This is a genomic window from Janibacter sp. DB-40 (assembly GCF_029510815.1).
GTDB lineage: Bacteria > Actinomycetota > Actinomycetes > Actinomycetales > Dermatophilaceae > Janibacter.
This window is the reverse complement of record NZ_CP120360.1, coordinates 1833016-1845356: the sequence shown is the minus strand read 5'-3', so window position 1 is coordinate 1845356 and position 12341 is coordinate 1833016. Positions and strand designations below refer to the sequence as shown.

Annotated in this window: 10 protein-coding genes and 1 tRNA gene; 5 read left to right on the top strand and 6 right to left on the bottom strand. The window is 72.1% G+C overall.

The window, feature by feature from the left end; genetic code table 11:
• Nucleotides 1-44: 44 nt before the first annotated feature.
• Together PVE36_RS08720 and PVE36_RS08715 are read left to right on the top strand one after the other, a co-directional pair.
• Nucleotides 45-127: transfer RNA gene (locus PVE36_RS08720), tRNA-Leu, on the top strand.
• Between the two features lie 33 nt (nucleotides 128-160).
• Complete coding sequence (locus PVE36_RS08715; protein ID WP_277451651.1) at nucleotides 161-760, top strand: response regulator; 600 nt, start codon at nucleotides 161-163, stop codon at nucleotides 758-760.
• Nucleotides 761-781: 21 nt separating this feature from the next.
• Here PVE36_RS08715 and PVE36_RS08710 read toward each other — a convergent pair whose 3' ends face one another.
• Genes PVE36_RS08710 through PVE36_RS08700 form a run of 3 tightly spaced genes read right to left on the bottom strand, consistent with a single transcriptional unit; the run spans nucleotide 782 to nucleotide 3702 of the window.
• Nucleotides 782-1534 (bottom strand): DUF554 domain-containing protein, encoded by a 753-nt coding sequence (locus PVE36_RS08710; RefSeq protein WP_277451650.1) that lies wholly within the window; start codon nucleotides 1532-1534, stop codon nucleotides 782-784.
• A gap of 20 nt (nucleotides 1535-1554) precedes the next feature.
• Nucleotides 1555-3261, bottom strand: coding sequence for a hypothetical protein (locus tag PVE36_RS08705; RefSeq protein WP_277451648.1), 1707 nt, complete (start codon nucleotides 3259-3261; stop codon nucleotides 1555-1557).
• On the bottom strand, nucleotides 3262-3702 hold the full coding sequence (locus tag PVE36_RS08700) for a hotdog fold thioesterase (protein WP_277451647.1): 441 nt from the start codon (nucleotides 3700-3702) through the stop codon (nucleotides 3262-3264). It abuts the gene before it with no gap.
• Nucleotides 3703-3825: 123 nt separating this feature from the next.
• On the opposite strand from PVE36_RS08700, the gene polA reads away from it, so the two are divergent.
• Complete coding sequence (gene polA / locus PVE36_RS08695; RefSeq protein ID WP_277451645.1) at nucleotides 3826-6495, top strand: DNA polymerase I; 2670 nt, start codon at nucleotides 3826-3828, stop codon at nucleotides 6493-6495.
• Between the two features lie 17 nt (nucleotides 6496-6512).
• On the opposite strand, the gene PVE36_RS08690 is transcribed toward polA, so the two are convergent.
• Entirely contained in the window at nucleotides 6513-7544 is a 1032-nt protein-coding gene (locus PVE36_RS08690) for an NDP-sugar synthase (protein ID WP_277451643.1), read from the bottom strand.
• The gene (locus PVE36_RS08685; RefSeq protein ID WP_277451642.1) at nucleotides 7541-9490 is read right to left on the bottom strand and encodes an acyltransferase; all 1950 of its coding nucleotides are present in this window, start codon (nucleotides 9488-9490) and stop codon (nucleotides 7541-7543) included. Before PVE36_RS08685 ends, PVE36_RS08690 begins: the two co-directional genes overlap by 4 nt.
• A 58-nt stretch (nucleotides 9491-9548) precedes the next feature.
• Here PVE36_RS08685 and PVE36_RS08680 point away from each other — a divergent pair, with 58 nt between their 5' ends.
• Both PVE36_RS08680 and PVE36_RS08675 read left to right on the top strand, forming a co-directional pair.
• Nucleotides 9549-10097, top strand: a complete 549-nt coding sequence (locus PVE36_RS08680) for a hypothetical protein (protein WP_277451639.1) — start codon at nucleotides 9549-9551, stop codon at nucleotides 10095-10097.
• Nucleotides 10097-10939 carry a class I SAM-dependent methyltransferase gene (locus tag PVE36_RS08675; RefSeq protein WP_277451636.1) on the top strand — a complete coding sequence of 281 codons (843 nt, stop codon included), beginning with the start codon at nucleotides 10097-10099 and terminating at the stop codon, nucleotides 10937-10939. The genes PVE36_RS08680 and PVE36_RS08675 overlap by 1 nt, the downstream gene beginning before the upstream one ends.
• A gap of 16 nt (nucleotides 10940-10955) precedes the next feature.
• On the opposite strand, the gene PVE36_RS08670 is transcribed toward PVE36_RS08675, so the two are convergent.
• Nucleotides 10956-12224 carry an oligosaccharide flippase family protein gene (locus PVE36_RS08670; RefSeq protein ID WP_277451635.1) on the bottom strand — a complete coding sequence of 423 codons (1269 nt, stop codon included), beginning with the start codon at nucleotides 12222-12224 and terminating at the stop codon, nucleotides 10956-10958.
• Nucleotides 12225-12341 lie beyond the last annotated feature (117 nt).

Sequence of the window (12341 nt, the reverse complement as noted above, 5' to 3'; positions counted from 1 at the left end):
ACCAGTACCGCCGCGTCGGGTCGGTATGCTGGCGGCGCACTCCGGCCGGGGTGGTGGAATGGCAGACACGGAGCACTCAAAATGCTCTGCCCGCAAGGGCGTGCGGGTTCGAGTCCCGCCCCCGGCACCCAGGACTCTCCCCGACGACGAAGGATGGACCATGACGGCTGAGACGGAGGCCCAGCAGGGCCAGCGGGTGCTGCTCGCCGAGGACGAGGCGCTGATCCGCCTCGACCTGGCCGAGATGCTCACCGAGGCCGGGTACGAGGTCGTCGGGCAGGCGAGCAACGGTGAGGAGGCCGTCTCCCTGGCCGAGTCGCTGCAGCCCGACCTGATCATCATGGACATCAAGATGCCGGTCATGGACGGGCTCACCGCGGCCGAGACGATCGGGGAGCAGCGGATCTGCCCGGTGATCATGCTCACGGCCTTCTCGCAGAAGGAGCTCGTCGAGCGTGCCCGGGACGCGGGTGTCATGGCCTACATCGTCAAGCCCTTCACCGTCTCCGACGTCACCCCGGCCGTCGAGGTGGCGCTCTCGCGCTGGGCCGAGCTGAAGGCCCTCGAGTCGGAGGTCGCGGACCTCGGTGAGCGCCTCGAGACCCGCAAGGCCGTGGAGAAGGCCAAGGGCGTGCTGATGAAGAAGCTGAAGATCACCGAGGCCGAGGCCTTCCGGTGGATCCAGAAGACGGCGATGGACCGGCGACTGGGCATGCGCGAGGTCGCCGACGCCGTGGTCGCCGGCATGGACAAGTCCTGACCCGGTCGTTGCGCGGCGTCCTCAGCCGAGCACGATGACGAGGTGCGTCAGCAGCGGCGCCACGACCAGCGCCGGGAGCATGTCTCCCACCGGGATCTGACGGATCCGCAGCAGCCGCAGGGCGATCCCGACGAGGATCAGTCCTCCCGTCGCCGTGAGGGCCGCGATGTGTGCCTCCGGCAGGACTGCGCCGAGCGCGACACCGGCCAGGGTGAGCGACCCCTGGACCACGGCCACGCTCACCGCCGACATGAGCACGCCCAGACCGAAGGTCGAGGCGAAGGCCAGGGCGGCGAAACCGTCCAGCGCTGACTTCAGCGCCAGCTTGTCGATCCCCCGACCGAGGCCGTCGTCGAGGCTGCCGAGGATCGTCAGGGGCCCGACGCAGAAGAGCAGGCTCGCGGTCAACCACCCCTCGATGAAGCGCTCACGTGCGCCGTGGTCGGTGCGTCCTCGGCCCAGGTAGCCCTGGACCCGACCGGCGAGCGTCTCCAGACGACGCTCGATGCCCACGAGGGACCCGAGGATGCTGCCGATGAGCAGCGAGCCGAGGACGACGAGCACCGGTGCGCTCGAGCCGACCGCTGCGCTCAGGGTCGGGGAGAGGACCTCCATGACCGACAGCGCGGCCATGAGGAGGGTCACCAGCCCGAGGCAGTCGGTGACCACGTCCCGGGTCGCCTGCGGGAGCCGTCCCCCGACGGCCATGCCCGCCAGGGCGCCGATGACGACCGTGATGACGTTCAGGACGGTGCCCGCACCGATGAAGTCCACTCAGCCGCCCTTCGTCGTGGTCACTGGCCCGGCCCGGCGGCCGACCCGGGCTCACGGTAGACCGAGATGGCCCCGTCGCGGTGCGCCAGGTCGACCGTGGAGATCCTCCGCGCCGTCCCGGGGATGCTCTCGTGGAACTCGGGCTCGGTGCTGTCGATGACGAAGAGCTCCTCCGAGCCCTCGGGGGCCGTCCCGGTCCAGAGGTACTCGGCGTCCTCCTCGAACGGCCAGGAGCTGAGGTAGTGCGGCTCCCACCCCGCCCGGTGCGCCTCCCAGGCGATCGCCGGGGCCGCGCCGAGCGTCGGGACGAACCCGTAGCCCCTGATGCGTACGGCACGTCCCTCGCCGGGGCCCAGCGCGGACACGGTCCCGCGGGCGACCGTGCTCATCGAGCGGGACTCGGACCAGTCGGGCTGCACGGTGAGCACGGCCGCCGCCAGACCACCGACGACGAGCCCGCCGGCCAGGGGCATCGCGATCCTCCCCGGCAGTCGGGGAGTCGCGCCCTCGAGGTAGGCCAGGCCCCGCCAGACCAGAGCGGCCCAGGTGAAGGCCGCGACCGGCAGCCAAGTGATGACCCAGTAGGGGGCGGCCGGCCACTCCGGCAACCGGGAGGCGGTCGCGATCATGCCGAGGTTGGCCGCGAGGGCGACACGCGCGGGCCATGCGCTGCTCGCCCGGCCCCGGGGGACACGCCACCCGGTGCTGATCGCCGCGAGCAGGAGCAGGACCACGATCCCGAGCGCCGTGCCCGTCGGGGTGCCGGTGGTCAGCAGGTCCTGCGAGTAGTGCCGGAATCCTCCGGGGACCGGCGCCAGCAGGCTCAGGTGCTCGATCCCGGCGACCACACCGATCGGGTCCCCGGACCCGGAGGTGGCCCAGCGCACGAGCTGGCGCAGGTTGTTCGGCTGGTGGACGAGCAGCTCGAGCAGGCTCGGCAGCCACACGAGCAGGCCCAGACCGATGGCCCACCCCCGGGACCGGCGGTGGGCGCGCGTGGCCCGGGCCCGAGGTCGCCCCCGGGCCGCACGTGCCGCGGGCCGGGGCTGGTCCCGGGGCGGCCGCACGGCCACGACGACCGCGGTCAGGGTGAGCACGCCGGCCAGCGGCAGGAAGGCGAGGTTGCTCTGCGCCAGGAGCGAGACCGCGACGACGAAGGGGGGCAGCGCCCGGTGGTCGCCACGGATGAGGGCCCACAGGAGCAGGAGTGCGAGGTAGGTCGGCAGGAGTGGCGCATACGGGTTGAGCGGCCGGAACATCGCCTCCGCCCCGATGGCCCACTGCGCCAGGAGCAGGCCGCCGGTGAACACCGCGACCCCGAGGGTGCCCCCGAGGCGGCGGGCCCACACCACGGTGAGCACCGACGCCACGGCGGCGATGAGCGCGCCGCCGATCGCGATACCGGCCGCGGCGCCGCCGGTCAGGGCGAGGGGGAGCGCGAGCAGGTAGAACTGCAGCGGCCCGAGGTGGTGCGTCGAGAGGCTGACGTCCACGCCGTTGCCGGCGGTGCTGCGCATCCCGGTCAGCGGGAGGTGACCGTCGAGCACCCCGGCGCTGCGCAGGGCGATGGTCGCGTCGTCGCCGTTGGGTGCCCAGTCGTGGGAGATCGCCGTGGCCACCGCGACGAGCGGCGCGAGCACCACCGCGAGGACGGCGGCGGCGACGAAGCGGTCGGCGGGGCTCCAGTCGCGGGGGTCGAGGGCGTGCGGGAGGGCTCCGCGTGGCACTCAGGTGCCGGGCGGCTGCTCGCGCAGCAGGCACGTGAGCCTGCAGGTGCACGTGCGGCGACCGCTGTCGTCGGTGATCGTGATCTCGTAGCAGGTGAGCGTGCCGCCGAGCGTGACCGGGACGGCCGTGGCCGTCACCCAGCCGGACCGAGCGGCGCGGTGGTGGCTGGCATTGATGTCGAGACCGACCGCGATCTTGCCGGTGAGTGCCCCGTGCATCGCCGATCCGATCGACCCGACCGTCTCCGCGAGGACGACGCTCGCACCTCCGTGGAGCAGTCCGTACGGCTGGGTGTTCCCCTCGACGGGCATGCGGGCCACCACGCGCTCCGGAGCCGCCTCGAGGATCTCGATGCCCATGCGCTCGCCGAGGCTGCCCCGGCGGGCGTTGAGCGCCTCGAGGGAGTAGGTCGCCCCGGTGGGTCCGGTGGTCTCGGTCATCGATGTCTCCTACATCTGTTGTGGTCTGGGGCCAGCCTGCCATGACGCCCGGGGGCCGGGCGACCGGGCCACCGCCACCCGGGGCGCGGCAGCGGCCGTCGTCCCCGTCGTAGGCTGGCGAGCGTGAGTCGACTACTGCTGCTGGATGGACACTCCCTCGCCTACCGCGCCTTCTTCGCCCTGCCTGCGGAGAACTTCTCGACGAGCACGGGCCAGCACACCAACGGCGTGTACGGCTTCGTCGCGATGCTGATCAACGTGCTGCGGGACGAGAACCCCACGCACGTCGCGGTGGCCTTCGACGTCTCGCGCGCGACCTTCCGCAGCGACGAGTACTCGGAGTACAAGGCCGGGCGCAACGCCACCCCGGATGCCTTCGCCGGTCAGATCCCGCTGCTGCGGGAGGTCCTCGACGCGTTGAACATCAGCCACGTGCAGCTCGAGGGCTACGAGGCGGACGACATCATCGCCACCCTCGCCACGCAGGGCCGCGAGGCCGGGATGGACGTGCTCATCTGCTCCGGTGACCGCGACACCCTGCAGCTCATCGACGAGCACACCACCGTCCTCTACCCGAGGAAGGGCGTCTCCGACCTCGCCCGGATGACGCCGGCCGCCGTGACGGAGAAGTACGGCGTCGGGCCCGAGCGGTACAGCGACCTCGCCGCGCTCGTCGGCGAGTCGAGCGACAACCTCCCGGGCGTCCCCGGGGTGGGTCCCAAGACCGCCGCGAAGTGGCTGGGTGCCCACGGCGACCTGCAGGGCATCGTCGCTGCCGTCGACCAGATCGGCGGCAAGGCCGGGCAGTCGCTGCGCGACAACCTCGACCAGGTCCTGCGCAACCGGCGACTCAACGCGCTGGTGCGCGACACCCCGATCCCCATCGGCATCGCCGACGTCGAGCGGAGGGAGTGGGACCGGGAGAAGGTCCACACCCTCTTCGACAGCCTCGAGTTCCGCGTCCTGCGCGACCGGCTCTTCTCCACCTTCGACACGGCCGAGACCGAGGTCAGCGGAGGCATCGAGGTCGACGGCACGGTGCTCGCCGAGGGTGAGGTGGCCGGGTGGCTCGCCGAGCACGGCTCGAACCGGCTGGGGGTCGAGGTCGTCGGCGAGTGGGGCCGGGGTAGCGGCGAGGTCACCGGTCTCGGGCTCGCGACGGTCGACGGGACCGCGGCATTCGTCAGCGTCCCGGGCCTCGACGCGGCCGACGAGAAGGCACTGCGGGACTGGATCACCGACGTCGAGCGACCCAAGGTCCTGCACGACGCGAAGGGCCCGATGCTCGCCCTCGCGGCCACCGGCCTGCCACTGTCCGGACTCGTCGTCGACACGGCCATCGCGGCCTACCTCGTGCGACCCGACCAGCGCTCCTACGACCTGGCCGACCTCGCGGTCCGCCACCTCGGTCGGGATCTCTCCGGCGGCGAGGAGGAGCCGCAGGACCAGGGGATGCTCGACTTCTCGGCCGACGACACGGAGGCCGGCCGGGGCGCGATGGTCCGCGCGGCGGCCGCCGTGGAGCTCGCCGAGGTGCTCGAGGTGCAGGTCGAGGAGACGGGCGGCACGCGGCTCATGCGCGACGTCGAGCTGCCCGTCGTGGGGGTCCTCGCCCGGATGGAGGCGGCAGGGATCGCCGTCGACCGCGCGGCCCTGGACGGGCTCGAGTTGGACTTCGCCGGCAAGGTCGCTGCGGCCCAGGCCGACGCATGGGCGGCCATCGGGGACGAGCAGATCAACCTCGGCTCGCCGAAGCAGCTGCAGGCGGTGCTCTTCGACACCCTGGGTCTGCCGAAGACCCGGAAGACCAAGACGGGGTACACCACGGACGCGGACGCGCTGGCGGACCTCTACGCGAAGACGGAGCACCCCTTCCTGGAGGCCCTGCTGCGCCACCGCGACGCCACCCGTCTGCGCGTCACCGTCGAGGGACTGATCAAGTCCATCGCCGACGACGGGCGGATCCACACGACCTACCAGCAGACGATCGCCGCCACGGGACGACTGTCCTCGACCGACCCCAACCTGCAGAACATCCCGATCCGCACCGAGGAGGGGCGACGCATCCGCGAGGTCTTCGTCGTCGGGCCCGGCTACGAGACCCTGATGTCGGCCGACTACAGCCAGATCGAGATGCGCGTGATGGCGCACCTGTCCGGCGACGAGGGCCTCATCGAGGCCTTCCGCACGGGCGAGGACCTGCACCGCTTCGTCGGCGCGCGCGTCTTCTCCGTCGCGCCGGAGGAGGTGACACCGCAGATGCGCAGCAAGGTCAAGGCGATGTCCTACGGGCTGGCCTACGGCCTGAGTGCCTTCGGGTTGTCGAAGCAGCTGGGCATCTCCACGGGGGAGGCGTCCGGGCTCATGGAGGAGTACTTCGAGCGCTTCGGCGGGGTGCGTGACTACCTCGAGGAGATCGTCGACCGTGCCCGCGCCACCGGGTGGACCGAGACGATGCTCGGCCGCCGTCGGTACCTGCCCGACCTGGGCAGCGACAACCGGCAGCGCCGTCAGATGGCGGAGCGGATGGCGCTCAACGCCCCCATCCAGGGCTCCGCGGCCGACATCATGAAGGTGGCGATGCTGCGGGTCGACGAGGGTCTGAGCCGCTCGGCACTCGACTCCCGGGTGCTGCTGCAGGTGCACGACGAGCTCGTCATCGAGGTGGCGCCGGGCGAGGCCGAGCAGGTCGAGGCGTTGGTCCGCGCCGAGATGGGCGCTGCTGTCGAGATGGACGTCCCGCTCGACGTGTCCATCGGGCTCGGCGACACCTGGCACAGCGCCGCCCACTGAGCGGAGGCCGACCCGGATCAGGCGCAGGGGCGGACCGTGTCGGTGAGGTGCGTGTGCGGGGCCACCTGCTGGCCGCTGCCGAGGGCGGTGTCCACGACCCGGGAGCCGGCGCCGACGCGGGCGTGGCGTCCGACCACCGAGCGGACCACCTCGGCGCCCTCGTCGACCCGCGCACCCGCGAGCACGACGGCCGACTCCAACCGTGCTCCCGGGCCGATGCGCGCGCCCGGGTGGACGACGGTCCCTGTCGAGAGCCGGGCGTCCGGTGCGACGTCGGCCCCCGGCAGGGCGAGGAACTCACCGCGGGGCGTCGGTGCCGCGCCGGGCCACGGGGCGAGCAGGAGGTCGCGCGTGGCCTCGACGAGCGCGGCGGGCGAGCCGACGTCGAGGAAGTAGGCGTCCTCGCGGTGGGCGAGCAGGGCGCCCCGCTCGGCGAGCCCGGGGAAGACGTCCCGTTCGAGTGAGGCGACACCGGTGCCGGGGACGGCGTCGAGCAGCAGCCCGGGGCGCACGACGTAGGTACCGGCGTTGACCGTGAGCGAAGGGGGAGTGGCCGACTTCTCGACGAAGGCGGTGATGCGCCCGTCGTCGGCCACGAGGACGCTGCCGTACGACCGGGCGTCGGGGACCGTGCGCACGTGGACCGAGGCGACCACGGTGGGGGGAGCCGTCCGCAGGAGGTCCACCTGCGCGGCCAGGTCGTGCCCGGTGAGCAGGTCCCCGTTGAGGACGATGACCGCATCGGCACCGGGCAGCGCCCGGAGTGCCTTACGCAGACCTCCTCCGGTGCCCAGAGGGCTGTCCTCGACGACCGTGGTGAGGTCCACCCCCTTCGCCCGGAGTGCGGTGACGAGCTCCTCGAAGTCGGCGTGGCGGTACCCGGTGGACAGGACGATCCGCTGGGCACCGGCGCGGGTGAGGGCCGCGACCTGGTGCTCCACGAGCGTCCAGGGACCGACGGGCAGCAGCGGCTTGGGGCAGTCCTGCGTGAGCGGGTGCATCCGTCGGCCCAGGCCGCCGGCGAGGACCACGGCGTCGGTGCGGCTCACGGGAGATCCTGCCCCCGGGAGATCCGCTGCAGGCGCGGGGCGAGCCACCTCCAGAACACCGGGCCCGACTCGCCCGTGAAGTGGATCGCGTCCTGGTACAGCGCCACGTCGTTGATCGTCCCGTGGTACTCGTCGCCCGGGCACAGGAGGGAGTACTGGTCCAGGACGGGCACGTCGTGCTCCTCCGCCCAGGCCGAGACCGTCGCGTTGAGGGTCGTGACGTACTCGGTGTCGTTGACGCGGCGGATCTCCTCGCTGTGGAACGTCGGCATCTCGTGGCAGGCCAGGTTCATCAGCGCGAACTCGCTGTCGCCGGCGGCCGATCGGGCACGAGCCAGGCCCTGCTCGATGAGGCGCACCCACGCCGGTGAGCCGAACTCGATGACCCGGCCCTCGACGACGCGGTCGGTGACCATCGTCTGGGGGACGAAGTAGAGGACGACATCAGGCTGGTCCGCGGCCAGCTCAGTGGCCCAGCTGTCCCGCCACTCCTGGCATCCCTGTGCCTCCGACAGGATCTGGCCATCGGCGAAACGGCTGGCCTCGAGGGGGTCGCAGCCGGTGTGGGCGAGGCTGTTCAGGCGCAGGTCCGGGTGCTTCGAGGCCCGAAAGCTGTTGATGAGGCTCAACGGCACCGAGTTGCCGATGAAGGTGACCGCGGTCATCTCGCCGCCGGGACGGTAGACCGGCTGGGGGATGGTCAGCTCGCCGGCTGGCGCGGTCGTCGTCGCGACCGTGCGCGCGGCCGCCGGCATCGTGACCGCACCGACGACCAGGGCGGGGACCGCCGCCCAGGCCACGACCGCGCTCGCGCGGGGCAGTCGGGGGACCAGGGCCCTGATGCCACCCCGACGGACCGGACGCTCGACGTACCGGTAGGACACCCAGGTCAGGAGTGCGGTGAGTCCCGCCTGCAGCGCGACCCGGGGGGCGGCCGGTGTGGGCAGGACCTGGTCGTTGAGGAAGATGATGATGGGCCAGTGCCACAGGTACAGGCCGTAGGAGACCATGCCGATCCGGCGCAGCGGCTCCCACGAGAGCACTCTCTGGGCCAGCGAGGGCGTGGGGCTCGTCGCGGCGACGAGGACCACGCAGACGGTCAGGGAGAGCGGCACGGCCACGCCCTCGAAGATGGCGTCCTGGGCGGGACCGGCCCACCAGAAGGTCGACAGCACCACGAGCAGCGCCGGGAGGGCGAGTCGACGGCACCACGTGTCGAGGGTGCGCACCTTCTCGCGGTCGACCGCTCCGGGGCCCCCGCTGATCAGGGCGGCGACGGCGGCGCCCACGAGCAGCTGGTGGGCGCGGGTGTCCGTGCCGTAGTAGACGCGGCTGGGGTCCAGCCCCGGATGGTGCAGGTGCGCCATGAGCACCGCGGAGGCCGCGCTGGCGACCACGAGGGCCGCGACGAGGGTGGCCCGCCGGCGGATGAGCGCGAGCAGTCCGATGAGGACCACGGGGTAGGCGAGGTAGAACTGCTCCTCGACCGCCAGCGACCAGGCGTGCCGCAGCGGCGAGGGCGAGGCCACCTGGCCGAAGTACGCCTCGTCGCCGAGGACGAATCGCCAGTTCGCGACGTACCCGAGGGTGGCCAGGACGTCGCCCGCGACGTTGCCGGTGCGTCCGGCGACGGTGAGGAAGGTCGCCCCGACGAGGACGGCCGCGAGCACGAGGAAGAGGGCGGGGAGGAGCCGTCGGGCGCGGGCGAACCAGAAGCCGAGGAGGTCGATGCGGCCCCGCTCCCGCCGGTGCTCGGCCAGGAGCAGCGCCGTGATGAGGAAACCGGAGATGACGAAGAACACGTCCACGCCGAACCAGCCCCCGGGCATGCTCGCCGGGAGGAGGTGGAAGCAGATGACGGAGACGACGGCGAACGCCCGCAGACCGTCGATGGCGGGGCGGTAGGGCAGGGACGTGTGCTGGCGGGCTGAGACTGTCGCGGTCATGACCTGATTCCGAAGGGGGCGCCCCATTATTACCCGACCGGCGGGTAATGTTCGCGGCATGACCGACCACACCGAGGCGACGTCCACCACACGCCAGATCGCCCCCCTCGCGATCATCCTCGGGATCCCGTTGATCTTCGCCGCGGTGTTCTTCTACACCACTCCCGTCGTCCTGGAGACCGGGGGACAGCAGGGCATCTTCAAGTGCGGGTCCCCGAGCTCACCGAACACCGACGCGAAGAACGTCTGCAACGACCCCGAGACGATCGCCCGCAACAAGGCGATCTACTCCGGTCTCTCCGGGGCCTCCCTCGTCGGGCTGGGCGCGGTGTGGCTGCTGCGTGGCCAGCGCGATGACGACGACTGGGACGATGACGACGACGACCGCCCGCGCCGCCGGCGCCACGACGAGATCGACCTGCGCGCCGACGCGCGCGAGCGTGACACCGACCTGCGGAACCGCGACGACGACCTCGCCCCCGAGGACAGCCGCTCGGCCCGTCGGCGGGCGGGCGGGCGCCGCTCCGTGCTGCGGGACGACGACTTCGCCGATCCGGGGCCCCGGCGCCGTGCGGACGACGACTGGTCCTCGGACGGCTGGCGCTGATGCGGGTCGAGGAGTTCCTCGCGGAGGTCGAGCGGGCGTTCGACGGCGACCCGAGGACGGGCTCGCCGCGGGACCCGCGCTTCGCGGGGATCGCGGACTCGGTGGCCGGCTACACCTCGGCCAACGAGCTCGCGGTGCTCAATGCCGCCGCCCGGGTGATGCCCTCCGACGAGTGCTACCTGGAGGTCGGCAGCTACAAGGGCCGCTCCATGTGCGCCGCGGTGCAGGACGTGGACGACAAGGCGTTCTACGTCGTGGAGAACTACCTCGAGTTCGGGATGCAGGGCCGTCAGGCCCGTGCCGAGCTCGAGCGCAACCTGGCCACCTACGCCGACCACGCAGACGTGCGGCTGATCGAGGGCAACTGCTTCTCGCTGTTGCGTCGCCCCGGCATCATCGACCGGCCGGTCGGGGTCTACTTCTACGACGGGGAGCACACCGGGCTCTCGCACTACCTCGCGCTGGGGATCATCGAGCCGTGGCTGGCGGACGAGGCGATCGTCCTCGTCGACGACGCGAGCTACCCGATGGTCAGCGGGGCCCACGAGGAGTTCATCGCCCGGCACCCGCAGTGGCGCGTCGAGCGTCGCTGGGACGCCGAGATCAATGGTGACCCCCGGTGGGCCAACGGTCTGCACGCCCTCAGCTTCCACCGTGACGAGGCGACGGCCCGGGGGCGCGACGAGCCCTGGGACGTGCGGTGGCGACGACTGGCCTATCTCGCCTCCCTCGGCCCCGCGCAGAAGGCGGCGTGGAAGGCGATCCACCACTTCCCGGAGCTCATCCCGCTGGCCAAGAGGCTCTACCCCTCGAAGAAGGCCAGCTCCATCGACCGCGCCTGAACGTCGTTGTCGCGGGTCACTCCCGCGTCATGCCGAGGGCCTCGGCGGTCTCCGCCGAGTCCGGGGCGGGCGTCATCCCTCCCCTGGGCACCCGCAGGAGCCCGATGACGGCGACCACGCCGGCGGTGCCACCCACGGTCGCGAAGACCTCGTAGGGCGAGTCGTTGAACGCGAGGAGCACGAGGACGGTCTGGACGCCGGCGGCAAGCCAGACCACGACCGTCATGACGTGGTCGCCGCGGCTCATCCCGGCGAAGAGCCACACCTGGACGATGGCCCAGAGGGTGCCGGTGACGGCTGCCCACACCAGGAGGGGCTCGGCGTCGACGAAGGCCGGCCCGCCCGAGAGCGCGACGAGCGGCCCCGGCGCGAGGGTGCATCCGAGGGAGACCACGGACCCGATCAGCAGCACACCCAGGGCGGAACGGTGCAGGGTCGCGCGCACGTGGCCGCCTGTCCCGGCCTCGGCGAGGCGGGGCACGATCGCCAGGGCGACGAACTGCGTCCCCCAGAAGACCACCTTGCCGAAGAGGGCGGCGAGGGCGTAGGAGCCGCTGTCGTGGTCGGACAGGACCGTCCGGGCGAGCACCACGTCGAGGCTCGACAGGGCCATGAGCCCGGCGAGGGCGATGTTGCTGCGGACGAGGTCGGCGAGCAGCTCGAGGAGTCGGGGTGCGTCGGCCCCCGTGCCCAGGTCCCTGCGGACGAGCGCGAGGGCGACCCCGACCGTGAGCACGGCGGCGACGAGCGTCGCCGCGAAGACCTCGACGACGTCGTAGCTCCAGCCGACGGCGACGCCGGCGGCGGCGAGCCGGGTCCCGGCCGTCACGAGGTAGACGACCGACAGCCGCCCGTAGGCCTCCCGTCCGAGCAGCACCCCCTGCAGGGCGCCTGTGACGGTCATCGGCGGGAGCATCAGCGCTAGCCAGACGACCGACCAAGCGGTCTCGAGCCGGAGAACGTCGCGCAGCACGGGAGCGAGGGCGATCGTGCCCGCCGCGAGGACGAGGCCGACGACGAGCGAGCTCCCCAGACCGGTGACGTGCCGCTGCTGCTCGCGGTGCGTCCGGGTCTGCCGTCGGGCCACGATCACCTGGAAGGCGCCGGCCGGCATCGCGAGCAGCACGCCGTAGGTGTTCAGCGCCGAGTAGCCCCCGAAGTCCGCGGGGCCCAGGGTCGCCGAGACGAGGGCGACGAAGACGTAGCCCATGACATTGGCCAGCCCCATCGCGACGCCGAGCAACAGCCCGGCAGTCGGCAGCACCTGGCGAGTGCGCGACGTCAATGGCACTCCTGATGCGGTTCGCGACGAGGGGACGGATCTGATGTTACGCCCCGGTAGCGGTATCGGTCCCGTCGGTTAGGATCGCTCGACCGGCGCGCTGCAGGTGCGTCACACTCC

Excerpts from the sequence above, each read along its gene's own strand:
- PVE36_RS08675 (WP_277451636.1), top strand. The coding sequence starts at position 10,097 with ATGCGGGTCGAGGAGTTCCTCGCGGAGGTCGAGCGGGCGTTCGACGGC.
- PVE36_RS08680 (WP_277451639.1), top strand. The coding sequence starts at position 9,549 with ATGACCGACCACACCGAGGCGACGTCCACCACACGCCAGATCGCCCCC.
- PVE36_RS08715 (WP_277451651.1), top strand. The coding sequence starts at position 161 with ATGACGGCTGAGACGGAGGCCCAGCAGGGCCAGCGGGTGCTGCTCGCC.
- PVE36_RS08685 (WP_277451642.1), bottom strand. The coding sequence starts at position 9,490 with ATGACCGCGACAGTCTCAGCCCGCCAGCACACGTCCCTGCCCTACCGC.
- PVE36_RS08700 (WP_277451647.1), bottom strand. The coding sequence starts at position 3,702 with ATGACCGAGACCACCGGACCCACCGGGGCGACCTACTCCCTCGAGGCG.